21 protein-coding genes and 3 pseudogenes are annotated in these 25,154 nt (G+C 74.4%); 12 read left to right on the top strand and 12 right to left on the bottom strand.

The features are described from left to right. Window positions 1–57: 57 nt before the first annotated feature. Entirely contained in the window at window positions 58–1,425 is a 1,368-nt protein-coding gene (locus tag IEY96_RS29865) for a cellulase family glycosylhydrolase (protein WP_189198144.1), read from the bottom strand. A 382-nt stretch (window positions 1,426–1,807) separates the two neighbouring features. On the opposite strand from IEY96_RS29865, the gene IEY96_RS29860 reads away from it, so the two are divergent. The 3 genes from IEY96_RS29860 (at window position 1,808) to IEY96_RS29850 (ending at window position 4,416) form a co-directional block, all read left to right on the top strand. Next, entirely contained in the window at window positions 1,808–2,770 is a 963-nt protein-coding gene (locus IEY96_RS29860; RefSeq protein WP_189198143.1) for a TIGR03557 family F420-dependent LLM class oxidoreductase, read from the top strand. Further along, window positions 2,767–3,612, top strand: a complete 846-nt coding sequence (locus IEY96_RS29855; RefSeq protein WP_229791974.1) for an alpha/beta fold hydrolase — start codon at window positions 2,767–2,769, stop codon at window positions 3,610–3,612. The genes IEY96_RS29860 and IEY96_RS29855 overlap by 4 nt, the downstream gene beginning before the upstream one ends. Window positions 3,613–3,777: 165 nt before the next feature. Beyond that, window positions 3,778–4,416: a GAP family protein gene (locus tag IEY96_RS29850; RefSeq protein WP_189198142.1), complete on the top strand. Its 639-nt coding sequence runs from the start codon at window positions 3,778–3,780 to the stop codon at window positions 4,414–4,416. A gap of 9 nt (window positions 4,417–4,425) precedes the next feature. Here the strand turns inward: IEY96_RS29850 and IEY96_RS29845 are convergent, their stop codons facing one another. The 7 genes and pseudogenes from IEY96_RS29845 to IEY96_RS29820 all read right to left on the bottom strand — a co-directional run bounded on the left by IEY96_RS29845 (window position 4,426) and on the right by IEY96_RS29820 (window position 9,726). Beyond that, window positions 4,426–5,229 carry an endonuclease/exonuclease/phosphatase family protein gene (locus tag IEY96_RS29845; protein WP_189198141.1) on the bottom strand — a complete coding sequence of 268 codons (804 nt, stop codon included), beginning with the start codon at window positions 5,227–5,229 and terminating at the stop codon, window positions 4,426–4,428. 10 nt (window positions 5,230–5,239) lie between these two features. Then, entirely contained in the window at window positions 5,240–6,730 is a 1,491-nt protein-coding gene (locus tag IEY96_RS29840) for a phosphatase PAP2 family protein (RefSeq protein WP_189198140.1), read from the bottom strand. Between the two features lie 68 nt (window positions 6,731–6,798). Then, window positions 6,799–7,800, bottom strand: coding sequence for a YihY/virulence factor BrkB family protein (locus IEY96_RS29835; protein WP_189198139.1), 1,002 nt, complete (start codon window positions 7,798–7,800; stop codon window positions 6,799–6,801). Further along, window positions 7,793–8,800, bottom strand: a complete 1,008-nt coding sequence (locus IEY96_RS29830) for a diacylglycerol/lipid kinase family protein (protein ID WP_189198138.1) — start codon at window positions 8,798–8,800, stop codon at window positions 7,793–7,795. Before IEY96_RS29830 ends, IEY96_RS29835 begins: the two co-directional genes overlap by 8 nt. Before the next feature lie 114 nt (window positions 8,801–8,914). Continuing rightward, window positions 8,915–9,118 (bottom strand): annotated as a pseudogene (locus tag IEY96_RS33490) (Clp protease N-terminal domain-containing protein); the annotation flags it as partial. Between the two features lie 168 nt (window positions 9,119–9,286). Next, window positions 9,287–9,490: pseudogene (locus IEY96_RS33485) on the bottom strand (Clp protease N-terminal domain-containing protein); the annotation flags it as partial. Then, the gene (locus IEY96_RS29820; RefSeq protein ID WP_089010418.1) at window positions 9,490–9,726 is read right to left on the bottom strand and encodes an HTH domain-containing protein; all 237 of its coding nucleotides are present in this window, start codon (window positions 9,724–9,726) and stop codon (window positions 9,490–9,492) included. The pseudogene IEY96_RS33485 and the gene IEY96_RS29820, both read right to left, overlap by 1 nt. Before the next feature lie 106 nt (window positions 9,727–9,832). On the opposite strand from IEY96_RS29820, the gene IEY96_RS29815 reads away from it, so the two are divergent. From IEY96_RS29815 to IEY96_RS29790, 6 genes are all read left to right on the top strand, one after another. Further along, the gene (locus IEY96_RS29815) at window positions 9,833–10,633 is read left to right on the top strand and encodes a PP2C family protein-serine/threonine phosphatase (protein ID WP_189198137.1); all 801 of its coding nucleotides are present in this window, start codon (window positions 9,833–9,835) and stop codon (window positions 10,631–10,633) included. 80 nt (window positions 10,634–10,713) lie between these two features. Beyond that, window positions 10,714–11,280 carry a TetR/AcrR family transcriptional regulator gene (locus tag IEY96_RS29810; protein WP_189198136.1) on the top strand — a complete coding sequence of 189 codons (567 nt, stop codon included), beginning with the start codon at window positions 10,714–10,716 and terminating at the stop codon, window positions 11,278–11,280. Next, on the top strand, window positions 11,277–12,101 hold the full coding sequence (locus tag IEY96_RS29805) for an oxidoreductase (RefSeq protein ID WP_189198135.1): 825 nt from the start codon (window positions 11,277–11,279) through the stop codon (window positions 12,099–12,101). Before IEY96_RS29810 ends, IEY96_RS29805 begins: the two co-directional genes overlap by 4 nt. Window positions 12,102–12,168: 67 nt before the next feature. Further along, window positions 12,169–13,002: a universal stress protein gene (locus tag IEY96_RS29800; RefSeq protein WP_189198134.1), complete on the top strand. Its 834-nt coding sequence runs from the start codon at window positions 12,169–12,171 to the stop codon at window positions 13,000–13,002. 128 nt (window positions 13,003–13,130) lie between these two features. After that, a complete protein-coding gene (locus IEY96_RS29795) occupies window positions 13,131–15,527 on the top strand; it encodes a phosphoketolase family protein (RefSeq protein WP_189198133.1) in 2,397 nt (798 codons plus the stop codon). A gap of 58 nt (window positions 15,528–15,585) precedes the next feature. Next, complete coding sequence (locus IEY96_RS29790; RefSeq protein ID WP_189198132.1) at window positions 15,586–16,452, top strand: universal stress protein; 867 nt, start codon at window positions 15,586–15,588, stop codon at window positions 16,450–16,452. A 29-nt stretch (window positions 16,453–16,481) separates the two neighbouring features. On the opposite strand, the gene IEY96_RS33440 is transcribed toward IEY96_RS29790, so the two are convergent. Both IEY96_RS33440 and IEY96_RS29785 read right to left on the bottom strand, forming a co-directional pair. Continuing rightward, window positions 16,482–16,946, bottom strand: coding sequence for a hemerythrin domain-containing protein (locus tag IEY96_RS33440; RefSeq protein WP_268247179.1), 465 nt, complete (start codon window positions 16,944–16,946; stop codon window positions 16,482–16,484). An 18-nt stretch (window positions 16,947–16,964) separates the two neighbouring features. Beyond that, window positions 16,965–18,827 (bottom strand): annotated as a pseudogene (locus IEY96_RS29785) (heavy metal translocating P-type ATPase); the annotation flags it as partial. 183 nt (window positions 18,828–19,010) lie between these two features. Here IEY96_RS29785 and IEY96_RS29780 point away from each other — a divergent pair. Next, the gene (locus IEY96_RS29780) at window positions 19,011–20,018 is read left to right on the top strand and encodes an Acg family FMN-binding oxidoreductase (RefSeq protein WP_189198130.1); all 1,008 of its coding nucleotides are present in this window, start codon (window positions 19,011–19,013) and stop codon (window positions 20,016–20,018) included. Window positions 20,019–20,110: 92 nt separating this feature from the next. After that, complete coding sequence (locus IEY96_RS29775; RefSeq protein ID WP_189198210.1) at window positions 20,111–21,781, top strand: GAF domain-containing sensor histidine kinase; 1,671 nt, start codon at window positions 20,111–20,113, stop codon at window positions 21,779–21,781. Between the two features lie 21 nt (window positions 21,782–21,802). On the opposite strand, the gene IEY96_RS29770 is transcribed toward IEY96_RS29775, so the two are convergent. After that, window positions 21,803–22,441, bottom strand: coding sequence for a response regulator (locus IEY96_RS29770; protein ID WP_189198129.1), 639 nt, complete (start codon window positions 22,439–22,441; stop codon window positions 21,803–21,805). Between the two features lie 188 nt (window positions 22,442–22,629). On the opposite strand from IEY96_RS29770, the gene IEY96_RS29765 reads away from it, so the two are divergent. After that, window positions 22,630–23,604 carry an Acg family FMN-binding oxidoreductase gene (locus IEY96_RS29765; protein WP_189198128.1) on the top strand — a complete coding sequence of 325 codons (975 nt, stop codon included), beginning with the start codon at window positions 22,630–22,632 and terminating at the stop codon, window positions 23,602–23,604. 56 nt (window positions 23,605–23,660) lie between these two features. On the opposite strand, the gene IEY96_RS29760 is transcribed toward IEY96_RS29765, so the two are convergent. Next, window positions 23,661–24,662 carry an NAD-dependent epimerase/dehydratase family protein gene (locus IEY96_RS29760; protein ID WP_189198127.1) on the bottom strand — a complete coding sequence of 334 codons (1,002 nt, stop codon included), beginning with the start codon at window positions 24,660–24,662 and terminating at the stop codon, window positions 23,661–23,663. Between the last annotated feature and the right edge of the window lie 492 nt (window positions 24,663–25,154).

Here is a 25,154-nt window from a genome sequence, read left to right as displayed (position 1 = left end):
CCGGAAAGGGTGGTGGCCGGGTCCGCGCGGACCCGGCCACCGGTGGTGCGTCGGCGCTCAGCTCGCGGTGCAGGTCACCGCGGGGATCGCGTTGCTGCCGTTCCAGCTGCCGATGAAGCCGAACGAGGTGCTGGCCCCGGCGCCGAGCCGGCCGTTGTAGTCGACGTTGCGGGCGGTGTACGCCGAGCCGCTGCTGCTGACCGTGGCGTTCCACGACTGGCTGACGGTCTGGCCGTTGGCGAACGTCCACTTCGTCGTCCAGCCGGTGATCGCGGCCGCGCCCGCGGTCACCTTGACCTCACCCTGGAAGCCGCCCTGCCAGGAGTTGACGATCGTGTAGCTGGCGGTGCAGCCACCGGGCGGCGGGGTGGGTCCGGTGGTCGGGCTGGTGGTCGGGGTCGGGCTGATGGTGGGGCTCGTGGTGGGGCTCGGCGAGGTGCCGGCGAAGACCGAGGCCTCCCTGGCGGTGGCCCTGATGCCGTTGGCCCCGTTGAAGATCCGCTGGCCCCAGCTGGTGAGCTGGTTCGGGTCGAAGTTGGTGACCATGTCGAGGTACTCGACGCCGCCGCCGTTGCCGCTCCACGACCAGCCGAGGTAGCCGATCCCGTTGGCCTGGCTGTAGGCGAGGATGGTGTCCTCGTCCGGGTTGCCGTCGGAGTGGTTGAAGCCGAACTCGCCGACCACGATGGGCAGCCCGGCGGTCCGGAACCGGCCCAGGTAGTCGGTGATCTCGGCGGCGGTGTCGAAGACGCCGTACATGTGGATCGAGAAGACGGTGTTCTTCTGCGGGTCGGCGGCGAAGACCGAGCCGGCGTTGTCGCGCATGGTGAAGGACCAGTCCTGGCCCCAGTTCGGGGCGTCCACCATGATCGTGTGGGTGAGGCCGCCGGCCCGCAGCCGCTTGATCGCGTTGGCGGTGTCGGTGGCCCAGGTGCCGTAGCCCTGGTTGCCGTACGGCTCGTTGCCGATGTTGACGATCACGTACTTCTCCTGGCCCTGGAGGGCGCTGGCGATGCTGAGCCAGTAGTCGACCGCCCGGTCCAGGGTGATGGCGCCGCTCTGCTCGCCGTACCCGGTGGTGTCGTGCACCTCCAGGACGCAGATCAGCCGGTTGGCCTTGCAGAGCGAGATGACGTTGGCGACGTCGGCGGCGCTGTTCTTCGTCCAGCGGTCACCGCTGGCCAGCACCACCCGCACGGTGTTCGCGCCGAGCGCCTTGACGTTGGCGAACGAGGAGGTCTGCTGCGGGTACCAGGTGTGCGCGTGGTTGACCCCGCGCATGACGAACTCGGTGCCGTTGGCGTCGTAGAGCTTGCCGCCCGCGACGGAGAAGCCGGCGGCGGCGTGCGCCGGCTGCCCGAAGGCGAACACGGCGGCGAGGACCGTCAGCAGGGCGGCGCCCGCGACGGAGAGCAACTTCTTCATGGCTGTCCTCAGGGAGGTCTCCCCCGTGCCCAGGTGGGGGTGCGGTGATGGTGACGAGGGCGTGGCGGCTGAGCCCGACAGCCGCCGCCCGACTCCCGGCGGACGCAGGCATCAGCGTAGGGCGATGGGACGCGGAAGGCAACCGGTTAAGCTGATCGGCCGTTCGGAGTGGCGTCCTGTGACGGCCCATGTCGCCACGGGCCGCCACAGGGGCGGTCATCCCCACCACAGGATGGTGCGCCACCCGGGTCTGAACCGGTTAAGCCTGACCGTAGGCAGCAACCCGGCCGGCGTCAAGACGCCCGGCCACCGAAGCGGACACCAGGGTTGACCGCCGCTGCGCGGGGTATCCGGTGACGATCCGCCCGGAAGGAGATGCGCCATGGTCAACGTCGGCTACACCCTCATGTGCGAACAGGCCGGCCCCAAGCAGCTTGTCGACCACGCCGTCCGCGCCGAGGCCGCCGGCTTCGACCACCTGGTCATGTCCGACCACTACTACCCGTGGCTGGACTCCCAGGGCCACTCCCCGTACGCCTGGTCGGTGCTCGGCGCGGTCGCCCACGCCACCAGCCGGGCCGAGCTGCTCTCCTTCGTGACCTGCCCGATCCGGCGCTACCACCCGGCCGTGGTGGCGCAGAAGGCCAGCACGGTCGGGGTGCTCTCGGACGGGCGGTTCACCCTGGGCCTCGGCGCCGGGGAGAACCTCAACGAGCACGTGGTGGGCGGCTGGCCGCACGTGCAGCAGCGGCACGAGATGTTCGAGGAGGCGCTCCAGATCATCCGGCCGCTGCTCAACGGCGAGACGCTGACCTTCTCCGGCAACCACTTCGACGTGCCCGACGCCTACCTCTGGGACCGGCCGGAGCGGCCCGTGCCGATGGCCGTGGCCGCCTCGGGCCGGCAGTCCGCCACCCTCGCCGCCGAGTACGCCGACGCCATGATCGCCACCGACCCGCTGCCGCACCTGGTCGAGATGTACGAGGACGCCGGCGGCGCGGGCCGCCCCCGCTACGGGCAGGTGGCCATCTGCTACGGCCCGGACGAGGCCGAGTGCCGCAAGATCGTGCACGACCAGTTCCGCTGGTTCGGCCTGGGCTGGAAGGTCAACGCCGACCTGCCCGGCCCGGACGCCTTCGCCGCGGCCACCCAATTCGTCCGCGAGGAGGACGTGGCCGATGGCATCCCCTGCGGGCCGGACACCGACCGGCACGTCGAGGCGTTCAAGAAGTTCGTCGACGCGGGGTTCACCCACGTGGCGCTGGTCCAGGTCGGCGGGGACAGCCAGCCGATGTTCCTGGACTGGGCCCAGGAGGAACTGCTGCCCCGGCTGCGCGAGCTGTGACCGCTCCCGCCGTGCGGCCGTCGCCGCCGGGGCGCTTCGGGCCGGCGGAGCTGCGGCTGGCCCTCGCGGCACCCCGGCCGGCCGCCGGCCTGACCAGCGAGTTCCGGCTGGTCGACGGACTGCGGACGCACACCCGCCGGTCGGCCGACCCGGGCGGCGACGGCACCCCGATCGTGTTGGTGCACGGCCTCGCCGTCTCGCACCGCTACCTCACCCCGCTGGCGCTGGCGCTGTCGGCCACCCACCCGGTGTACGTGCCGGACCTGCCCGGCTTCGGGCTGACCGAGCGCCCCGGCACGGCGTACGACGTGTCCCGGCACGCCGCGTTCCTCGCGGAGTGGCTGGCCGCGTACCGGCTGGGGCCGGTCTGCCTGCTCGGCCACTCGTTCGGCGCGGAGGTGGCCGCCGCGCTCGCCGCCCGCCGGCCCGACCTGGTCGGCGCGCTGGTGCTGGCCGGTCCGACGAGCGACCCGGCCGCCCGCTCCCGGCGCGCCCAGTTCGGCCGGTGGCTGGTGGACACCCTGCGGGAGGCGAAGTGGCAGACGCCGATCCTGCTCCGCGACGTCCTCGACGCCCGCCCGTGGCGGGTGCTCGCCACCCTGTCCCACTCGGTGCACAACACCATCGAGGCGGACCTGGTCCGGATCACCGCGCCGACGCTGGTGCTGACCGGCGCCCGGGACCCGGTCGTCCCGGCCGGCTGGCGGGCGGAGGCGGCCCGCCTGGTCCCGGACGCCCGGACGGCCGCCGTGCCGGGCGCCGCGCACAACGTCGCCACCACCGCGCCCGGCCCGGTCGCCGAGGCGATCCGCGGCCTGCTGGCGCCCGTCCTGCGAAGGTGAGTCCATGCGCATCGGAAACACGGAGATCCGGCCCGTCGGCGGCGGCCTGGGCTGCCTGCTGATGATCCTCTTCTCGATCGTCGCCTCGGTCGTGCTGACCGTGCTGCTGAACCTGCTCGTCTGAAACCGCCCCGCGCCCCCGGTGGCCCTCCACAGAATGAGGGCGTGAACCTCGCGAGCGTGCTGCCGCTGGCGATCGTGATGATCGCCGGGCCGCAGCTCATCAGCGCGGTCTTCCTGGCCGCCAGCCGCAGCCCACGGCGCAGCTCGGCGGCTTTCCTGCTGGGCGCGGCGCTGGGCATCCTGGTGCCGCTGACCGTCTGGTACGGCGTGTTCCGGGCCCTGCGGCGCGGCGTCGGCGACGGCACGCGCGACAGCGGGAGCCGGCACCTGATCGACGGGATCGTGCTGGCGCTGCTGGTCGCGCTCATGGTGATCATCTTCCTGCGCCGCCGGCGCAGCCGGCCGCCGTCCTGGATGGCCCGGCTGGAGGATCCCCGGCCCGCGTTCGCGTTCGGGCTCGGGGTGCTGCTCTTCCTCGCCATGCCCACCGACGAGGTCACCATGGCCTCCGTGGCGGGCACCCTCGCCGGGCACGACCGGCCCTGGTGGCACCTGCTGCCGTTCCTGGTGCTGACCGTCCTGCTGCTGGCCCTGCCCCTGCTCGCGCTGCTGCTGCTCGGCGAGCGGGCCACCGCCGCCCTGCCCCGGTTGCGCGACTGGGCCAATGCCCACTCCTGGGTGATCAGCGAGCTCGTCACGCTGATCTTCATCGCCATCGTCGTCTCCGACCTGGCGAACTAGGGCGCGCCGTCAGGCCGGGGCCAGCGCCAGGTCGGCGACGACCGGGTAGTGGTCGGAGGCGCTGTCCGCGTCGCCGCCGCGGACCACCCGGACGGCGCGGGCCGCGGCGGCCAGCGCCGGGGTGGCGAGCAGGTAGTCCAGCCGCATCCCGGCGAACTCGGCCCCGCCGTGCCGGGTCGGCACGGTCAGCCCGTCCGACTCGCCGCCGCCGGCGTGCGGCCAGAGGTCCACGAGGCCGGCGTCGAGGAGCCGGGCCACCGCGCGGGTGTCGACGGTACGGCCGTCGCGGCGCAGGTGACGCCGCCGGTAGAGGGCCGCGAGGCCGGCCAGCCGGGCGGTGTGGTCGACGGCCGGCTCCAGCGTGTTCAGGTCGCCGGCGAGCAGGGCCAGCGCTCCCCCGGTCCGCCGCACCGCCACCGCCAGCCAGTCGGCCTCCATCCGCCGCCGCCCGCCCGAGTACGGGTTCAGGTGCGTGCTGAACAGGGTCAGCGGGCCGGCCCCGGTGGCCACCTGCACCCGGGCGGTGGCGTGGTGGAACGGGCGCCGTAGCCGGCCGGCGCGGAGCACCCGCAGCGGCGGGCGGACCAGGACGGCCACCGGCTGCCCGAAGCAGGACCGGGCCAGGTGCGGCACCATCCCCGTCCGGTCCGCCAGGTCGGCCAGCCCGCCGCCCCGGTCCAGGCCGCGCAGCTCCTGGAGGGCCAGGAGGTCGGGGCGCTGTGCCGTGGCCACCGCGACGATCCGGTCCCGGCGGTCGGTGCCGTCGCGGTCCCGCCCGCCGGTCCGGATGTTCCAGGTCATCACTCGCAGCATCGGCGCCCGGTCAGTCCTCCCGGCCGGCCCGGGCCAGCTCGTCGTCCAGCTCGTGCACCTGTTCCGACTCGATGGCCGGCCGGTTGCCCCGGCGTACGTCCTCGTTGGGGCGGACCACCCACCAGAGCAGCGAGAGCCAGAGGGCGCCGAGCAGGATCGCGCCCATGAAGTCGGTGGGGTGGTGCATGCCGCGGTACATCCGGGAGGTGGCCACCCCGACCGGCATGATCACGGCCATCGCCACGAAGAGCCAGCGCCACCAGCGGTCGGTGCGGGGCAGCACGATGATCGCCATGGCGGTCCACAGGCAGATGGTCGCCGCGATGTGCCCGGACGGGAAGGACGAGGTGGGCATCTGCCCGTCCAGGTTCTCCACCGGCGGGCGGGGCCGCTCCACCACCCGGGCGCTGGCCAGGAAGAGGCTCAGCTCGCCGAACATCGCCAGCACCACGAAGAGCACCGGCCGCCAGCGCTTCCAGACCGCCAGCACGATCGGGCAGAACACCAGCGAGACCAGCAGGATGGCGTGGGTGTCGCCGAACTTGCTCCACCACCAGCTCAGGTCGGTGAGCCCGTCGGTGCGCCGGTCGGCGAACCAGCGCGGGACCTCGGTGTCCAGCGTGTCGAAGATCGTGCCCTTGGCGTGGTAGCTCACGTACATGCCGAAGGCGTAGAGCGCGCCGAAGACCAGCACCCACCCGACCAGCAGCTCCGCCACCGACGAGCGGGGATGATCCAGCACGTGCTCCTCGGCCGGCGCCGGCTTGATCTCCTGCCCCGCCTCGGGCTCCAGGCCCTCGGTGAGCGGGGGCACCGGCCGGCCGCGCTCGCGCCGCCACAGGCGGAAGGCGTACGCGGTGACGCCCAGCCAGGCCGCGCCGAGCAGCCAGCCGCCGAGCACGTCCGAGACGAAGTGCACGCCCAGCGCGATCCGGGTCAGCCCGACCAGGAGGACCAGCACGGCGGCGATCGCGATGGCCGGCTTGCGCCAGCGCGGCGCCACGGCCGGCAGGAACACCAGCAGCAGCGCCCCGTACGCGACGAACGAGCCGAGCGCGTGACCGCTGGGGAAGCTGTTGCCGGGGGCGCTGGCCACCGGCACGTCCACCACCGGGCGCAGCCGCCCGACCAGCGCCTTGAGCGACGGGTCGAGGATCAGCCCGCCCACCCCCGTGATGATCAGGTAGACGGCGAGCCGGGACTGGCGGCGGATCAGCAGGCCGACCACCGCGATGGTGATCAGCCAGATGAGCACCGGCCGGCCGCCCAGGTCGGTGACCGCCTGGAGCACGGTGACCAGCGGGTGGTGCGGCGCCACCAGGCCGTTGAACCACTCGGCCGCCTCGTGGTCGGCGTGGTAGAGCGGCCCCCAGTGGAACCGCACGAGCATGAGCAGCACGCCGAATCCGACGCCCGCGCCGGCCACCACGAGCAGCCCCGCCAGGCTCCGCTCGGCGAAGTGGCCGAGCGGACGGCGCGTCGCCTCCTTGACCGCGGTCACCCCGCACCTCCCTTGTCCTCTGCGAGGCGCGCTGTACCCGATTCCCGCTCCGCGTACACGCCGGGCCGTCAGAGGGCCGTCATGTCCCCGGTGTCGAACAGTTCCTCGCGCTCGGCCTCCGGCTCCCAGAGGTCGGGCTGGGCGGGCTCCTCCACGCCGATCCGCATGGCCTCCAGCTGGGCGGCGAAGGCCAGCCCGCCGAAGAGCGCCATCCCGGTCAGGTTGGCCCAGACCAGCAGGGCCATCATCCCGGTCAGCGCGCCGTACGTCTGGCCGAATCCGCCGCTGTACTTCACGTAGGCGGCGAGCAGCAGGCTGGCCAGCCACCAGAGCGCGGTGGCGATGCCGGCGCCGAAGAAGAGCCAGGACAGCCCGGGCTGCTTGCGCCGGGGCGCGTGCCGGAACAGCACCGCCACAGCGAGCACGGTCAGGCCCAGGCTGAGCGGCCAGCGGATCACGTCCCAGGCGGCGTGGGCGAAGTCGCCCCAGTCGTAGTGCCGCCGCACCGAGTCGCCCATCGCCCGGCCGCCGACCAGGATCAGGAACCCGGTGAGCGCGGGCACGCCCGCCATCAGCGCCAGGACCGCGGCGCGCAGGTACTTGGCCAGCGCCGGGCGGTCCCGCTCGACCCCGTAGATCCGGTTCGCGCCCCGCTCGATCTGCGCCATGGTGGTGGTGAGCGCGACCAGGCCGGTCAGCAGACCGAGGGTCAGCGCCAGTTCGCCGGCCCGCTCGGTGCGCTCGGTGTCGGCCAGCAGTTCCTGCACCACGGACTCGCTCTGGCCGGGGGTGATCGCCAGCACCGTGTCGGCGACCACCTTGCCGCCCTCATCGACGCCGAGGTCGGTGATCAGGCCGGTGAGCGCGATGAGGAACGGCACCACGGCCAGGCAGAGCTGCAACGCGAACGCCCGGGAGTGGCTGAAGCCGTCGCCGTAGCGGAACCGGATGAAGGCGTCCCGGAGCAGGTGCCAGCCGCCGTGCCGGCGCAGGGTGCGCCAGGCGTCGTCGGCGGAGAGTTCGTTCTCCGCCATGAGCCGGGTCTCGGGGACGAGCTTGGTGCTACTCACGGCGGCCCTCCTCGACCAGCCGCTCACCGCGCTCGGCGGCGGCGTCGGCGTCCACCGCCAGGTCGGGGTGGCGTGCCGGCCGCGGCACGCAGAGCCAGAGCGACCCGGGCTGGATCTCGGCCTTCAACGAACGGCCCGGCTCGATCAGGTCACCGTCGAGCTGCCGGGGCTGGGCCCGGTTGCTGGTGATCTCGACACTGCGGCCCCGGAACACCTCCATCCGGGGCACGCTGCCGCGCCGCCGCAGCACCGCCCAGCCCAGGGCCAGCCAGTGGCCGAGCGTCCGCGGGGTGAGCACTGCCACATCGAGCCAGCCGTCGTCCGGCTCGGCGTCGGTGAGCAGGCGTACCCCGCCCTGGAGCCGGCCGACGTTGGCGATCAGGACCGAGCGGGCCCGCCGGCGCAGCGGTGGCCCGCCGTCGATCCGGAGGGAGACCCGCATCGGCCGGTCCCGGAGGTGCTTGGCCGCCCCCACCAGGTAGGCCGGCCAGCCGATCCGCTTCTTGGTCGTCTCGGAGGTGGAGTCGAGCATCTGCGCGTCGAAGCCCATTCCGGCCATCACGGCGAAGCACTGGTCGCCGACCGCGCCGACGTCGAGGCGGCGCATGCCCCGCTCGACGGCGACCTCCAGCCCGGCGGCGAGGTCGTTGGAGAGGCCGAGGTTGGCGGCGAGCAGGTTGCCGGTGCCCTGGGGCAGCACGGCGAGGGCCACGTCGGTGCCGGCCAGCGCGGTGACGCAGGCCATCACGGTGCCGTCCCCGCCGCAGGCGAAGACGACTTCGGCGCCGGCCTCGACGGCCGCCGCGGCCTGGCCCCGGCCGGGGTCCTCGACCGTGGTCTCGTACCAGGTCGGCTCGGGCCAGCCGGCGGCGGCGAGAGCGCCGTCCACCGTCCGGCGGAACTCGTCGAGATCGGTCACCTTGACCGGGTTGACCACCACGGCCGAGCGCGGGGTGTGGTTCTCCGCGGTCACCGCGCGCTTCTCGTCTCCACCGTCCACGGCGCCAGTGTGCAGCAACCGGGGCGGCTCAGCGACCCGGCGGGCGCGGACGTTGCGAGAACCGCAAACAGGTTTGAAACCGGCCGGCCCCGTGACGGTGACCGGCCGGATCGGTCAGGCTGCCGTGCGCAGGGCCGCCTCGACCCGCCGGCGCAGGTCGTCGAGGTCGGCCCCGGCCTCGGTGAGCACCAGCGCGGCCAGTCCGTTGCCCTCCCGTAGCAGGCCGAGCAGGATGTGCTCGGTGCCGATGTGGTGGTGGCGCAGCCGCAGCGCCTCCCGCAGGGACAGCTCCAGCACCTTCTTGGCCCGGGGTGAGAACCGGCCGTTGTCGGGGCGGCGACCCCACCACCGGCGCGGGGCGGGGGCCGCCTCGCGCAGCGCGTCCGGGCCGAAGGACTCCTCGATCCGGGCGACGATCGCGGCGAGGTCGATGCCGATCTCGCGCAGCGCCGCCGCGTCCGCCGCGCCGAGGCCGTCGACGCCGTGCGCGGTGTGCCGGGCCACCGCCGCCCGCAGGTCGTCGGCCCGGATGCCGCCGGCCGACAGCACCCGCACGGCCAGGTTGTCGCCGTCGGCGAGCATGCCGAGCAGCAGGTGCTCGGTGCCGACCGGGCGCCGGCCCTCGGTGCGCGCCTCGTCGACCGCGTGCCGCACCACCGCGCGGGCCCGGTCGGTGAACCGTTCGAACATCACGCCTCCCAGCTTCCGCGGACCGCCGGTCGCCCGGCGTGCTTCTTGTGGACCGCCTGCCGGCTGACCTCGAGGGCGTCGGCGATCTCCTGCCAGGACCAGCCCTGCCGTCGGGCGTTGTCCACCTGGACCACCTCCAGCCGTTCGAGCAGCCGGCGCAGGGCGAGCACCGCCCGCAGGCCGACCTTCGGGTCGGTGCTGCCGGCCGCCGCCGCGAGTTCCGTCGCCTGACTCATGTTGTCAACGTAGGTTGACGCGGCCGTTCTGTCAACCCCGGTTGACACCCCGACACGTGGCCGCGACCTGCCGATCCGTGGCCCGGACCGGTGTTACGGTCCGCAGGTGTTCCGCCGCCGCCCGCTGGACCAGCCGGTCCAGGCCCCCCGCCGGCTGGCCGTCGGCCGGCTCACCCTGGAGGTCGCCGGGGGCAGCGTGGTCGGGCACCGCTACCCGGAGAACTTCGACGTGCTGCACGTCGACCCGGAGCTGCCGCTGGTCGCGGTCGCCGACGGCATGGGCGACGGCGAGGGCAGCCGGATCGCCGGCACCACCGCGATGAGCACCTTCGTGGCGCAGGTCCGCGCCGGCTGGCCGGTGGTCGACGGCGCCGGGCTGCGTGCCGCCACGGCCGAGACCCAGCTCCGGGTACGCCGGGCCGGGGCGGGACTGGCCGGGCTGACCGGCTGCACGCTCACCGCCCTGGTCGCCGAGCCGGAGGGCGGGCAGGGCTGGCTCGTCCAGCTCGGCGACTCGCGGGCGTACCGGCTGCGCGACGGGCTGCTGGAGCTGGTGACGGTCGACCACACCATGGCCTGGCTCGGCCTGCTGCACGGCTGGTGGCCGCCCGACTCGCCGGAGGCGGCCCGGGCCCGCTACCAGCTGCTGCGCTACGTCGGCCACCCCGACAAGCCCGAGCCGGACCTGCTCGCCGTGCCGCTGCGCAGCGGGGACACCTGGCTGCTCTGCACCGACGGGGTGAGCGACCAGCTCGGCTACCACCGACTGCGGGACCTGCTGGCCGCGCGGCGCGACCCGGCCCGGACCGTGCGGGCACTGCTCGCCGCGAGCCTGGCCGAGGGCGGCGAGGACAACGCGACCGCGGTGGTCGTCCGCGTCCACCCCACCCTGCCCAGCCCTCGCTGACCCCCTCCCCCGACCGCCGGATCCGCGGGGTGACGGGTGACACGCGTGACGGCCTGACATTCTGTGCAAGAATCGTCAGCATGTCGAACGACCGGCTGGAGACGATCCTGACCGCCGCGTACGAGTGCTTCACCCGGCACGGGATGCGGCGCACGACGATGGACGACATCGCGGCGGCCGCCGGCATGTCCCGTCCCGCGGTCTACCAGTACGTCCGCAACAAGGACGACGCCTACCGCCGGCTCGCCGAGCGGCTCTTCGACGGATCGCTCGCCCAGGCCCGCCAGGCCGCCGCCACGCCCGGCGCCGACCTGACGCGACGGCTGCACGACGTGCTCGCCGCCAAGCTGGAACTCACCCTGCGGCTGCACCGGGAGAGCCGGCACGCCACCGAACTGCTCGACACCAGCACCAAGCTCACCGGCGACCTCGTCGAGGCGTACACCCGGGAGCTGACCGACGTGGTGGCCGGCGCGCTGGCCGACGCCGCCGGGCCACGGGCCCGCGCGGTGGCCGACGTGCTGGTCGCGCTCACCCGCGGCCTGGAGGCCGACCTCACCGACCCCGACCTGCCCCGGCGGCGGCTGCGCGACGGCGTCGCGCTGGTCGTCGCGGGCCTGCCACCCCACCCGGGAGACCCCGCATGACCACCGTCCTCATCACCGGCACCTCCTCCGGCATCGGCCGGGCCACCGTCCGCCGGCTCGCCCGCCGCCCCGACCTCACCGTGTACGCGACCGCGCGCAACCTCGACGCGATCGCCGACCTCGCCGACTCCGGCGCCCGGCTGCTCGCCCTCGACGTGACCGAAGAGGACTCCATGCGCGCCGCGGTGGCCGCGGTCGAGGCCGCGCACGGCCACGTCGACGTGCTGGTCAACAACGCCGGCTACGGCGAGTACGGCCCGATCGAGGAGACCCCGCTCGACCGGGTGCGCGCCCAGTTCGAGACCAACGTCTTCGGGCTCGCCCGGCTCACCCAACTCGTGCTGCCCGGCATGCGCCGGGCCGGCCGGGGCCGGATCGTCAACGTCAGCTCGATGGGCGGTCGGCTGGTCTTCCCCGGCGGCGGCTACTACCACGCCAGCAAGTACGCCGTGGAGGCGATCTCCGACGCCCTGCGCCAGGAGGTACGCCCGTTCGGCGTGGACGTGGCCGTCGTCGAGCCGGGGCTGATCCGCACCGGCTTCGGCGCGGTGGCCTCCTCCTCGCTGGGCGCCGGGGCCGACCCGACCGGGCCGTACCGGAAGATGGTCGAGACCGTGGACGCGGTGATGGCCCGGTCGTACCGGAACCGGCTGCTCTCGGCCACGCCGGACACGGTGGCCCGGGTGATCGAGCGCGCGGTGACCGGCCGCCGGCCGCGCACCCGCTACCTGGTCACCGCCGCCGCCTGGGCGATGGTGCACACCCGCCGGCTGTTCGGCGCCCGGGTCTTCGACGCGGTGAACCGGCTCCAGTTCCGCTGACCCGGTCCGGGCGCGCGACCACCCGACTACCGTGGGTGAGGAGAGCGCGGTCGGGAGGTGAGCCGGGATGCCCGCACCCACCCATGGCGCGGTGGTGGTCGGCGTGGGCAGCTCGGCCGAGGACCTCCAGGTGGTCCGGACGGCCGCCGCGGAAGCCGCCGCGCACGACCGGCCGCTGCACCTGCTGCACGCCTTCAACTGGGCGGCGGCCCTGGAGTCGTTCTCGGTGAGCGGCCCGCGCGCCGCCGCCGAGGAACTGCTGGAGAAGGCCGGGCAGGCGGCCGCCGAGGCCGCGCCCACGGTGCCGGTGACCGACGAGATCGTCGAGGGCTCCCCGGTCGAGGCGCTGATCCGGGCCTCCGACTCGGCTTTCCTGCTGGCCATCGGCGACGGCGGCATGGCCGGCTGCCCGTCCTGCGTACCGGCCGACGCGCCGGCCGTGCAGCTCGCCGCCCGGGCCGGCTGCCCGGTGCTGGTCGGCCGGCTCGAACCACCGCCGCCGGGACCGCTGCTCGTCGGCTTCGACGGGTCGGACAGCTCGCGCGCCACCCTCGGGTACGCCTTCGACTGCGCCGAACGCCGGGGCGCCCGGCTGCTCGCCATCCACGTGGTGGAGCCCAACCAGCACACCGGCGGCGACGACGGCCTGCTCGACCAGGCCGTCGCCCGGCACGCGGCCCGGCATCCCCGGGTGGCCGCCGAGTGCCACACCGTCCGCGGCGACCCCGGCGCCGTCCTGGTGGAACAGTCGCGCTCGGCGCAGGTGGCGATGGTCGGGGCGCGCGGCGACGAACCGTTGCGGGGCATGCTGGGCGCGGTCAGCCAGACGCTGCTCTACCACTCGCCGGCCCCGGTGATCGTCGTGCGTGGACTCGACCCCGACGACGAGGACGGGTCGTGACGCCCGCCCGGCCCGGGACCAACGGCCCTGACGCGTCCGCCGGCCGGAGGGCGAGGCTGGACGTGCCGGGGGCGGCCGATCCGCTCCCGGGTGGCAGAAGACCCCGAGCCGCGAGAGGCTAACGCAGCATGGACACCGCTCTGGACCTGCACAGCCCACTGACCGAAGACGAGCTGCGTCGGCTCGACGCCTACTGGCGGGCGGCGAACTACCTGACTGTCGGGCAGATCTACCTGCTCGACAACCCGCTGCTCCGCGAGCCGCTCAAGCCCGAGCACATCAAGCCGCGACTGCTGGGGCACTGGGGCACGAGCCCCGGCCTCAACCTTCTCTACGCACACCTCAACCGGGTCATCGTCAACCGGGACCTGTCCGCCATCTTTGTCACCGGCCCGGGCCACGGCGGCCCCGCCCTGGTGGCCAACACCTGGCTGGAGGGCACGTACAGCGAGCTCTACCACCACATCCCCCGCGACGAGACCGGCATGCAGCGGCTGTTCCGCCAGTTCTCCTTCCCCGGCGGCATCCCCAGCCACGTGGCGCCGGAGGTGCCGGGTTCGATCCACGAGGGCGGCGAGCTGGGGTACGCGCTGAGCCACGCGTACGGAGCCGCGTTCGACAACCCGGACCTGCTGGTCGCCTGCGTGGTGGGCGACGGTGAGGCGGAGACCGGGCCGCTGGCCGGGAGCTGGCTGTCCAACGTCTTCCTCAACCCGGCGCGGGACGGGGCGGTGCTGCCCATCCTGCACCTCAACGGCTACAAGATCGCCAGCCCGACGGTGCTCGACCGGATCCCCGCCGAGGACCTGCTGGAGATGATGCGCGGCTACGGCTACCAGCCGTACGTGGTCGAGGGCGACGACCCGGCCCGGGTGCACCAGACCCTCGCCGCGACGCTGGACCGGGCGGTCGACGAGATCACCGAGATCCAGCGCCGGGCCCGCTCCGGCGGCGAGGTCGAGCGACCCCGCTGGCCGATGATCATCCTCCGTACGCCGAAGGGCTGGACCGGGCCGAAGGACGTCGACGGTAAGCACGTCGAGGGCACCTTCCGCGCCCACCAGGTGCCGATCGACGAGGTGCGGGACAACCCGGCGCACCTGGCCGAGCTGGAGCGCTGGCTGCGCGGCTACCGGCCGGAGGAGCTGTTCGACGCCACCGGCGGGCCGGTCGCCGAACTGGCCGAGCTGCCCCCGACGGGCGACCGGCGGATGAGCGCCAACCCGGTGGCGAACGGCGGGCGGCTGCTGCGCGACCTGGAGTTGCCGGACTTCCGGGACTACGCCGTCGACGTCAAGGAGCCGGGCAAACCCATGGCCGGCGCCGCCGGCGCACTGGGCCCCTGGATCCGCGACGTGATCACCCGCAACCCGGAGACCTTCCGGCTGTTCGGGCCCGACGAGGTCGCCTCGAACCGGCTCGGCGCCGCCTTCGAGGTCACCGACCGGGCGTTCATCGGCAGCCGGCTCCCGGGCGACGACCACCTCTCCCCCGACGGACGGGTGATGGAGGTGCTCTCCGAGCACCTGTGCCAGGGCTGGCTGGAGGGCTACCTGCTGACCGGCCGGCACGGCGTCTTCACCAGCTACGAGGCGTTCATCCACATCGTCGACTCGATGGTCAACCAGCACGCCAAGTGGCTCAAGGTGACCCGGCACATCCCCTGGCGGGAGCCGGTGGCCTCGCTGAACTACCTGCTCTCCAGCCACGTCTGGCGGCAGGACCACAACGGCTTCTCGCACCAGGACCCGGGCTTCATCGACCACGTGGTCAACAAGAAGGCCGAGGTGGTCCGGGTCTACCTGCCGCCGGACGGCAACACCCTGCTCTCCACCATGGACCACTGCCTGCGCAGCCGGCACTACATCAACGTGGTGGTGGCCGGGAAGCAGCCGGCGCCCAACTGGCTGACCATGGACGAGGCGGTCCAGCACTGCCGCCGCGGCCTGGGCATCTGGGACTTCGCCAGCACCGACGACGGCGCCGAGCCGGACGTGGTGCTCGCCTGCGCCGGCGACGTGCCGACCCTGGAGACGCTGGCCGCGGCCGACCTGCTCCGCCGGCACCTGCCCGACCTGAAGGTCCGGGTGGTCAACGTGGTCGACCTGATGCGCCTGCAGCCGCCGTCGGAGCACCCGCACGGCCTGCCGGACAACGAGTTCGACACCATCTTCACCCGCGACAAGCCGGTCATCTTCGCGTACCACGGCTACCCGTGGCTGATCCACCGGCTCACCTACCGGCGGACGAACCACGACAACCTGCACGTCCGTGGCTACAAGGAGGAGGGCACCACCACCACGCCGTTCGACATGGTGATGCTCAACGACCTGGACCGCTTCCACCTCGTCATCGACGTCATCGACCGGCTGCCCGGGCTGCGCTCGCGCGCCGCCCACCTGCGCCAGGAGATGGTCGACGCCCGGCAGGCCTGCCGCGACTACACCCGCCGGTACGGCGAGGACGACCCCCGGGTCGCCGAGTGGCGCTGGATCCGGGAGACCGACCCCGGCGTGCGGAGCTGACAGTGAGCGTGAGGAGTGGGCTTGCCAGCCCCGCAGCCGCGAACGAAGGGCCAGCACGGTGAACAGCGAGGAGATCCTGGTCGGCTACGACGGCTCCGCCGACGCGTCGGTGGCCCTGGACTGGGCGCTGGACGAGGCGGGCCGCTCGGGCCGGCCGGTCCGGCTGGCGTACGTCTTCGAATGGTTGACCGTGGCCGGCTGGATCGGTCCCGGGGTGGCCCCCGGGGTCTGGCCCGACGAGACGGCCCGGCGACAGGTCGAGGACCTGGTCCGCAAGGCGGCGGCGGACGCCGCCGCCGAGCGGCCCGGGCTCACCGTGCGGGGGGAGGTCTTCGACGGGCCACCCGCGCTGGTCCTCCAGGAGCGCTCCGCCGACGCGCAGATGCTGGTGCTGGGCAGCCGGGGCCACGGCGGCTTCGCCGGACTGCTCGCCGGCTCCACCGCCGTCTCCGTCGCCGCCCACGCGCACTGCCCGGTCATCGTGGTCCGGGACGGCCAGCGGGCCACCTCCGGGCCGGTGGTGGTCGGCGTGGACGGCTCCCCGTCCTCCGTGCAGGCGATCGGTTTCGCCTTCGAGCGGGCCGCGCAGCGGGACGTGCCCGTGCGCGCGCTGCGGGTCTGGGAGCCGCCCGGCGAGCGGTGGGTGCCGCCGGGCTTCGACCCGGAGGAGGCCAGCGCCACCGAGCGCGCCGCCGCCGAGGCGGACCTGGCCCCCTGGCGGAAGTCCTTCCCGGACGTGCCGGTCGAGGTGGTGGCGAACCCGGGAAAGCCGGCCGCGCTGCTGGTCGAGGAGAGCCGCGCGGCGCAGCTCGTGGTGGTCGGCTCCCGGGGGCGCGGCGGGCTGCGCGGGATGCTGCTCGGCTCGGTCAGCCAGCAGCTCATCCACCACGCGCGGTGCCCGGTCGCGGTGGTCCGCGAACGCTGACCCCACCCGGCGGACGGGGTGCCGGTGGGTCAGCGGGTGGCGGGGCGGTCCTCGGCGGGGCTGAGCGGGAAGTAGTCCTCCTCCTCCTGCACCAGGTGCAGGCGGAGCACGGCGTCCAGGCCGTAGAGCGCGGCGAGCAGGTCGGGCACCTCGTCGGGGCGCAGCCGGCCGTGCTGGTGGGCGGCCAGGTGCCCGCCGATCCGGTCCACCAGCCGGCTGATCTCCACGTGCGCCCGGCTCATCGTGGAGGTGGCCTCGTCGCTGCCCAGCGGGCCGGCCAGGGCCGGGTAGAGCTGCCGTTCCTCGGCCGCCTCGTGCGGCAGCACCTCGTCGACCAGCCGGCGGTGCACCTCGCGCAGCGCCGGCACGCACCCGGGGTCGGCGGGCCGGGTGGCCACCAGGTCGGCGCTGTCCCGGAGCCGGGCCAGCACGTCGCGGACGCCGCCGTGCTGGCCGGCGTACCGGTCGAGGAGTTCGCGGGTGTGCGGGGGCACGTCCCGGCGACGCAGGCCGCCACCGAGGGCGCGCAGCGCGTTGAGGATCACCAGCACGTCGATGCCCTCCTGGAGGAACGCGCCGGCGACCGGGGGCAGCCCGCCGGCGGCGGCCACCACCATGGCCACCACGGCCAGTGCCATCCCGACGGTGGCGCTCTGCACCGCGATGCGGCGCGCGTACCGGGCGATCTCGACGGCGTCGGCGAGCCGGTCCAGCCGGTCCACGGTGAGGACGGCGTCGGCCACGTCGGCGGAGGCGGTCGCCCCGGTGGCGCCCATGGCCACCCCGACGTGCGCCTCGGCCAGCGCCGGGGCGTCGTTCACCCCGTCGCCGACCATGACGGTCACCGCGCGGGCGGACTCCGCCTTCACCCGGGCGACCTTCTCCCCCGGCGAGCACTGCGCGATCACGTCGTCCACGCCGACGGTCTGCGCGACCTGGTGCGCGGTACGCGGCCGGTCGCCGGTCACCATGACGAGCCGGTCCAGCCCGGCCTCGCGCAACCGCCGGACGGTACGCCGGGCGTCCGGCCGCACCGGGTCCTCCAGCAGGATCGCGCCGAGCGGGCCGTGCTCGTCGCTGACCCAGACGGTGGAGCGCCCGGCCAGTTCGGCCCGCTCGCGGATCCGGTGCGCCCACTCGGGCGGCTCGCCGCCGAGCTGGCCGACCCGGACCAGCCGGCCGTCCACGCGTCCGGTCACCCCGCGTCCCGGTTCCTCGGTGACCCCGGTCGGCTCGGCCAGCGGCAGCCCCTGTTCGCGGGCCTGCCGGACCAGGGCGGCGGCCAGCACGTGCGGGGAGAGCTGCTCGACGGAGGCGGCCAGCCGCAGCAGCTCGTCCCGGTCGCCGCCGGGGGCGACCACCGTCTCGGCGGCGCGCGGGCGGCCCGCGGTGAGCGTGCCGGTCTTGTCCAGCAGCAGCGTACGCGCGCGGCCGAGCAGCTCCAGCGACCCGCCGTCGCGGACCAGCACGCCCCGGCGGGCCACCCGGGACAGCCCGGACACAATGGCGATCGGGGTGGCCAGCAGCAGCGGGCACGGGGTGGCCACCACGAGCACCGCCACCGCCCGCAGGAACTGGCCGGACAGCAGCCAGGCCAGCCCGGCCAGCAGCAGGGTGAACGGCACGAACGCGGCGGCGTACCGGTCGGCGAGCCGGACCATCGGGGCCTTGCGCGCGGTGGCCTCCTCGGCCAGCCGGACGATCCCGGCGTACGTGCTCTCCGCCGCGCTCTTCCCGGCCCGCAGCCCGAAGCCGGCGCCGGCGTTGACCACGCCGCTGGCGACCTGCTCGCCGGCGGCGCGGGTGATCAGCTGCGACTCGCCGGTGACCACCGACTCGTCCAGCGTGGCGGGCTCCTCGACGGTCCCGTCCACCGGCACCACGTCGCCGGGGCCGACCACCAGCCGGTCGCCCACGGCGACCCGGTCCAGCGGCACCACCTCGATCCGGCCGTCCGGGGTGCGCCGCCTTGCCTGCCGGGGCGCCCGTTCCAGCAGCGCCCGCAGGTCGCGGCTGGCCCGGCGCTGGGCGTACTCCTCCAGCGCCCGGCCGGTGGCGACCATCACGGCGATCACCGCGCCGGCCAGGTACTCGCCGACCAGCAGCGCGCCGGCCAGGGCCAGCACCGCGATGACGTCCACCCCGAACTGCCGCCGCCAGAGTTGCCGCAGCGTGGTCCAGACGGCCGGCCCCAGCGCCACCAGGGTCACCGCCGCCCAGACCAGCTCGGCCGCGCCGCGCCGCCCGGCGAACCACAGCCCGGCGCCGGCCAGCACGGCCAGGGTGAGCAGGATCAGCGGGGCCCATTCCCGCACGTCCACCCGGCGGCGCCGTACCGGATGCTCCGGTACGCACTCGCGCGGTTCCGCTCCCACGTGTGGATCGTCTCAGCGGCGGTACGGCCCGGGGAGGGCAAACCTGGGTAATCCGACGGGTCAAAGGGCCCGGACGGGCGGCGCGTGCGGTCGGCCCGGACATGGCCGAGGATGGAGCGGCATCCCCACCCGGGCGACCCGGGGCGTGGGGCACGATGGGGAGAAACAGGAAAGGTCGTGACGATGAGCCACGAGACGCCGGCTACCGATCGCCCGCTGACCACCGCGCTCGCGGAGGCCGCCGGAATGGCCGGCCACGCCCCTTCGGTGCACAACACCCAGCCGTGGCACTGGACCGTCCTCCCCGACTCCCTGGAGTTGCGGGTGGTCCGGGAGCGGCACCTCAGCGCCCTGGACCCGGAGGGCCGGCTGCTGGTGGTGAGCTGCGGCGCCGCGCTGCACCACGCCCGGGTGGCGCTGGCCGCCGAGGGCTGGACGCCGGTGGTGGAGCGCATGCCCGACCCCGGCCAGCCCGACCTGGTCGCCCGGCTCACCGGGTTCAAGCCCAGCGGCGCCGACGCGGACGCCATGCGCACGGTCCAGTGCATGCAGGTCCGCCACACCGACCGCCGGCCGGTCAGCGACGAGCCGGTCCCGACCGCCGTGCTGGGCGAGATCGACCGGGCCGCCACCCAGGAGGGTGTCAACCTGCAGGTGCTGGACGACGACCAGAAGATCGAGCTGGCCGCCGCCGCACAGCAGGCGGCGGCGGTCGAGAAGGGCAGCCCGGAGTTGCAGGAGGAGCTGGCCTACTGGACCAGCCGGGCCGGCACCGGCACCGGGCTGCCGCCGGAGGTGCTGCCGGAGCAGGCTCCCCAGACCACCGTTCCGGCCCGCGACTTCGGCCCGGGCACCCTGCCCGTCGGTGAGGGGCACGACCGGGCCGCCGTCTACGGGATCCTCTGGGGCAGCGAGGACGAGCCGGACAGCTGGCTGCGCGCCGGGGAGGCGCTCTCCGCCGCCTGGCTCACCGCCACCCGGCACGGCGTGTCCCTGGTGCCGCTCTCCGGCGTGGTGGAGGTCGAGAGCACCCGCCAGACGCTCCGGCAGATGCTCTCCGGCCTGGGCTTCCCGTACATCTCGATGCGCCTCGGCCTGGCCGACCCGACGCACGCCGGCCCCCCGCACACCCCGCGGCTGGAGACCTCGCAGACCGTCGACACCTCGGCGGTACGCGGCCAGCTCTCCTGACGGATCTCGTTCCGCCGGCCACCGGGCGATAGCATCGTCCGGTGGCCAGCGCACCGAACCCCCGCAACGAGCACGCCACCCCGTCGCTGGGTCTGACCCCGCTGTCCCGGGTGCGCCTCGACGAACTGCTCCAGGAGATGCTGGACCGGGTCGGCGAGGTGGTCACCAACCGGGAGCGGCTGCGCGCCCTGCTCGACGCGGTCGTGGGCATCGGCACCGACCTCGACCTGCGCAGCACCCTGCAGCGGATCGTGGAGTCGGCCTGCGAGCTGGTCGGCGCCCGCTACGGCGCGCTCGGGGTGATCGGCCCCGACCGGCTGCTGCACGACTTCATCGTCCACGGCATCAGCGACGAGCTGCACGCCCAGATCGGCGACCTGCCGCACGGGCGGGGCGTGCTCGGCCTGCTCATCGACGACCCGCGGCCGCTGCGGATGCCGGACATCACCCAGCATCCCCGGTCCTACGGCTTCCCCGCGAACCACCCGCCGATGCACAGCTTCCTCGGCGTCCCGGTGCGGATCCGCGACCACGTCTTCGGCAACCTCTACCTCGCCGAGAAGCAGGGCGCCGCGGAGTTCACCGAGGACGACGAGGAGATCGTGGTCGCGCTCGCCGCGGCGGCCGGAGTGGCGATCGAGAACGCCCGCCTCTACGCCCTGGCGCACCGCCGGGAACGCTGGCTGGCCGCGACCGCCGAGATCACCTCGGTGCTGCTCGGCGAGGTACGCCGCACCGACGCGCTGACCCTGGTGGCCCGGCGAGCCCGGGAGGTCGCCGAGGCGGAACTGGCCCTCGTGCTGCTCTACGACGAGGACGAGCGCCAGTTCACCGTCGAGGTGGTCGACGGCGCCGACGGCAGCGCGCGCAAGCTGGTCGGCGAGGTGCTGCCGGCCGACGAGACCACCTTCCTCGGCTCGGTCACCGAGCGCCGCCACGAGCTGCTGGAGAACCTCGCCGAGGCGGCCCCCTGGTCACACCCGGTGGTCGCCGGGCCGGCCGTGGTCTCCCCCCTCGCCGCGGCCGACACCCTGCACGGTGTGCTGGTCATCGCGCACCTGCCCGACCACGGTCCCGCCGCCGAGGACGACGTGGCCCTGCTGGGCAGCTTCGCCGGCCAGGCCGCGCTGGCCATGGAGCGGGCGCGGGGCCAGGAGGAGCGGGAGCTGCTGGTGGTCCTGGAGGACCGCGAGCGGATCGCCCGCGACCTGCACGACGTGGTGATCCAGCGGCTCTTCGCCACCGGCCTGCAACTGCAGAGCGGCGCGATGAACGCCCGGCCCGAGGTGGCCAAGCGGATCAACCAGGCGGTCGACGACCTCGACGCCACCATCCGCGACATCCGCCGCACCATCTTCGAGCTGCGCACCCCGATGAGCGCGGCGCTGCGCACCGAGATCCGCGAGGCCATCGAGGTGGCCGCCGAGTCGCTGGGCTACCGGCCCGACCTGGAGCTGGTCGGCCCGATCGACAGCGCCGTCCCGGACCAGCTGCGCCCCGAGCTCACGGCCGTGCTCCGGGAGGCGCTCTCCAACGCGGTACGCCACGCGCAGGCCGACCGGGTGTCGGTGCGCGTGCAGGTCGACGCCGGGTGGGTGAGCGTCACGGTCACCGACGACGGGGTGGGCTGCGACCCGGAGGCGGCCCGCAGCGGCCTGGTGAACCTGCGTGAGCGGGCCGAGCGGCTGGGCGGCGAGTTCCAGCTCAGCCGGGTCACCCCGCACGGCACGGAGCTGCGCTGGAGCGTCCCGCTGCGCGACTGACCGGGCGGGGCGCCCCGCGCCTCAGTGGGTCTTGCCGAGCAGCCGGGTGGCCAGCACCGCCGCCTGCGTACGCCGCTCCAGGCCGAGCTTGGCCAGCACGCTGGAGACGTAGTTCTTCACGGTCTTCTCGGCCAGGAACATCTTGCCGGCGATCTCCCGGTTGGTGAGCCCCTCGGCCACGTACTCCAGGATCCGCCGCTCCTGCTCGGTGAGGGACTTCAGCTCGCGCGGCTGCTCGACGCCGCTGCGGATCCGCTCCAGCACCCGGGTGGTGATCGCCGGGTCGAGCAGGGACTGCCCGGCCGCCACCCGCCGGACCGCGTCCACCAGGTCGGTGCCGCGGATCTGCTTGAGCACGTAGCCGGCGGCGCCGGCCATGATCGCCGCGAAGAGCGCCTCGTCGTCCTCGTACGAGGTCAGGATCAGCCCCTTGATCGACGAGTCGACGGCGCGGATGTCCCGGCAGACGTCGATGCCGTTGCCGTCGGGCAGCCGGGCGTCGAGGATCGCCACGTCGGGGCGCAGCGCCGGGATGCGGCGCGACGCCTCCTGGGCGGAGCCGGACTCGCCGACCACCTCGATGTCGCCGCTGCTCTGCAGCAGGTCGGCAAGGCCACGGCGGACGACCTCGTGGTCGTCGAGCAGGAACACCCGGATCATCCGTCCTTTCTACCCGCCGCCCGGGCGTTCCGCACGGGCCGAAGGTCCCTACCGTCGCGCGCCGCGGCGGGGCAGACGGTCCCGCCGAGGTGGGGACCTCCGGCCCTGCTCACGCCCCCGCCCGGTGACGCACCGTGGGGATGAACCAACCGGCAGGGCGACCCGGCCCGCGCGGAGGGAGCAACACCATGACCACGGGCTACACCGTCGAACAGCTGCGGGCCGCGGCCGCGGACGCGGTACGCGCGCCGTCGCTGCACAACACCCAGCCATGGCGGTTCCGGCTGCGCGACGGCGGGATCGAACTCGCCGTCGACCCGCTGCGCCGGCTGCCGGCCACCGACCCGAGCGGCTGGGGTGCGCGGATCGCCTGCGGGGCGGCCCTGTTCAACCTTCGACTGGCGCTCGCCGTGGCGGGCACCCCGGCCACGGTCCGGCTCCGCCCGTACCCCGGCGACCCCGACGTGGTGGCCCGGCTCGTCCCCGACGTGCCGCGCCGCCCCAGCCCGGCCGAGCAGAGCCTGCACGGGGCGATCGCCCGCCGGTTCAGCAACCGGGCGCCGTTCTGGCCCGACCCGGTCCCCGCCGACGTGCGCTGGCGTCTCGGTGAGGCCGCCCGCGCCGAGCAGTGCTGGCTGGAGCTGGTCATCGGCACCAGCGCGGTCAACGCCTTCGCCGAGATCGCCCGCAGCGCGCACCGGGTCCTGGAGCGCGACCCCGCGTACGTCGCCGAGCGGACCGAGTGGATCCGCTCCGAGCCGTCGCCCGACGGGGTGCCGACCGCCGCGGGCGGGCCGCAGAGCGAACCGCAGGACCTGCTGCCGCAGCGCGGCTTCGGCGGCCGCAACCGTGCGCCCGGCCGGGACTTCGAACCGGAGCCGCTGGTCGCCGTGCTCGGCTCGGCCGGGAACACCGCCACCGACCAGATCGTTGCGGGGCAGGCCCTGCAACGGGTGCTGCTCACCGCCACCGACGCCGGGCTGGGCGTGTCGATGCTCTCCCAGCCGATCGAGGTGTCCGGGGCGCGGGAGGCGCTGCGGCTGTCCCTGGGCCGGTTCGGCACCCCGCAGATGGTGATGCGGATCGGATTCGGGCAGCCCGGCCGCGCCACCCCGCGCCGTCCGGTCGACGAGGTGCTCGACCTGCCCGTGGTGCCGGCCTGAGGCCGACCCTCGTCGCCCTGCCGGCTCGCATCCCGGCAGGGCGGCGAGGCCGATGGTCAGGCCGGCAGGGCGGCCAGGAGGGTCGCCTCGCGCTCCGGGGCCAGACCGACCGCCGCCCGCGCCGGACGCCCCGCCCGGGCCGGCACCCGACCGACCTCACGCAGCCAGCGCCAGGTGTCCGCGACCGTCTCGGCCGCCGGCCGGCAGACCAGACCCGCCGCGTACGCGCGCTCGACGTCCCGCTCCTGCAACCAGCGGTACTCGTGCCCGCGCGGGATCCAGACCGGCAGGTCGTTCCACGGCTCGACGCCCGCCGCCAGGAGCGCGTCCGGGTCCGTCCAGCGCAGCGTCGCGTCCGCGCCGGTCACCGCCACGGCCGCGTCGAGCAGCTCACCCATCGTCGTGTGCCCGGTCCGGCTGACCACGTTGTACGCCCCGCCGACGCCCTCGATCCCCCGGTCCAGCAGCCAGATCGCCAGGTCGCGCGCGTCGACGTACTGCACCGGCAGGTCGCGCGGCCCGGGGGCCAGGACCTCCCCGCCCCGGGCGATCCGGTGCAGCCACCAGGGCAGCCGCCCGATGTCCTCACCCGGCCCGAGGATCAGTCCGGCCCGCACCAGCAGCGCCCGGTCGCCGAACACCTCCACGGCGGCCCGCTCCCCGCCCGCCTTGTTGTGCGGGTAGTCCCCGTCGCCCGCATCGGCCTCGGCCGGGAAGACCGGCGCGTCCTCGTCCGTGCCCAGCCCGACCGGGGGCGCGTAGACCGAGCCGCTGGAGACGTAGACGTAGTGCGGCACCGCCCCGCTCAGCGCGCGCGCCGCGTCCCGGACCGCCCGGGGGGCGCCGTCCCAGGTGTCCACCACCAGGTCCCACCCGCCGCCGGCGAGCGCCGCCAACCCGTCCGGCGCCGTGCGGTCACCCCGCAACCGGCGTACGCCCTCGGGCACGTTGCCGTGCAGCCCCCGGTTGAACACCGTCACCGACCAGCCGCGGCGGACCGCCTCGTTCACGACGGCCCCACCGACGAAACCCGTACCACCCAGAACCAGCAGTCTCATGCGTCCCACCCTGCCGCCCGCAGCCGCTTGGGGTGAGCGATGTTCACGGTGAGCGGATCTGCCAACGGCAGAACCCTCGCTCCCTCCGCCGGCGCTGCCCTCACCTCCTCAGCGGCGAAATGCCCGGTTCCCGCCCGGCGTGAGTGCGTCGGTGGAACGTCATGGGTGTCTCCGAGGTCCGGATACATCCATGACGTTCCACCGACCGTCCCGGCCTGGGCGCGATGTCCGGTTCGCGCGTGGCCGCCGGCGCTCTGGCGGCGGAATGGCGGGCGGGTGGGGGTCGTTGTATCCGGGTGAACGACCGAGGAGGACGCCCCCGCGAGGCGGGGTGGCCGGGCCCGGAATGATGGTGGGCCGCCGGTCGTTGTACATGGTCCCGGCGCGACGAAGAGGCTTTGCCCCGCGCACCGGATGCCCCCCAAGACTTTCCCCCCTTTTTTGAGCGCCTGACGGTGCTTGCGCACACCACACCCGGCCGACCCCCATCGG

Origin of the sequence: Micromonospora fulviviridis (assembly GCF_014648395.1) — a bacterium.
Classification (GTDB): Bacteria; Actinomycetota; Actinomycetes; order Mycobacteriales; family Micromonosporaceae; genus Micromonospora; species Micromonospora fulviviridis.
The sequence above is the reverse complement of the archived record's forward strand: the minus strand, read 5'-3'. Positions and strand labels throughout refer to the sequence as shown.

What these genes read in the sequence shown, in the direction of transcription:
- IEY96_RS29795 (WP_189198133.1), top strand. Translation starts at nt 13,131, where the DNA reads ATGGACACCGCTCTGGACCTGCACAGCCCACTGACCGAAGACGAGCTG.
- IEY96_RS29770 (WP_189198129.1), bottom strand. Translation starts at nt 22,441, where the DNA reads ATGATCCGGGTGTTCCTGCTCGACGACCACGAGGTCGTCCGCCGTGGC.
- IEY96_RS29780 (WP_189198130.1), top strand. Translation starts at nt 19,011, where the DNA reads ATGAGCCACGAGACGCCGGCTACCGATCGCCCGCTGACCACCGCGCTC.
- IEY96_RS29760 (WP_189198127.1), bottom strand. Translation starts at nt 24,662, where the DNA reads ATGAGACTGCTGGTTCTGGGTGGTACGGGTTTCGTCGGTGGGGCCGTC.
- IEY96_RS29845 (WP_189198141.1), bottom strand. Translation starts at nt 5,229, where the DNA reads ATGCTGCGAGTGATGACCTGGAACATCCGGACCGGCGGGCGGGACCGC.
- IEY96_RS29860 (WP_189198143.1), top strand. Translation starts at nt 1,808, where the DNA reads ATGGTCAACGTCGGCTACACCCTCATGTGCGAACAGGCCGGCCCCAAG.
- IEY96_RS29810 (WP_189198136.1), top strand. Translation starts at nt 10,714, where the DNA reads ATGTCGAACGACCGGCTGGAGACGATCCTGACCGCCGCGTACGAGTGC.
- IEY96_RS29800 (WP_189198134.1), top strand. Translation starts at nt 12,169, where the DNA reads ATGCCCGCACCCACCCATGGCGCGGTGGTGGTCGGCGTGGGCAGCTCG.
- IEY96_RS29865 (WP_189198144.1), bottom strand. Translation starts at nt 1,425, where the DNA reads ATGAAGAAGTTGCTCTCCGTCGCGGGCGCCGCCCTGCTGACGGTCCTC.
- IEY96_RS29805 (WP_189198135.1), top strand. Translation starts at nt 11,277, where the DNA reads ATGACCACCGTCCTCATCACCGGCACCTCCTCCGGCATCGGCCGGGCC.
- IEY96_RS29765 (WP_189198128.1), top strand. Translation starts at nt 22,630, where the DNA reads ATGACCACGGGCTACACCGTCGAACAGCTGCGGGCCGCGGCCGCGGAC.
- IEY96_RS29820 (WP_089010418.1), bottom strand. Translation starts at nt 9,726, where the DNA reads ATGAGTCAGGCGACGGAACTCGCGGCGGCGGCCGGCAGCACCGACCCG.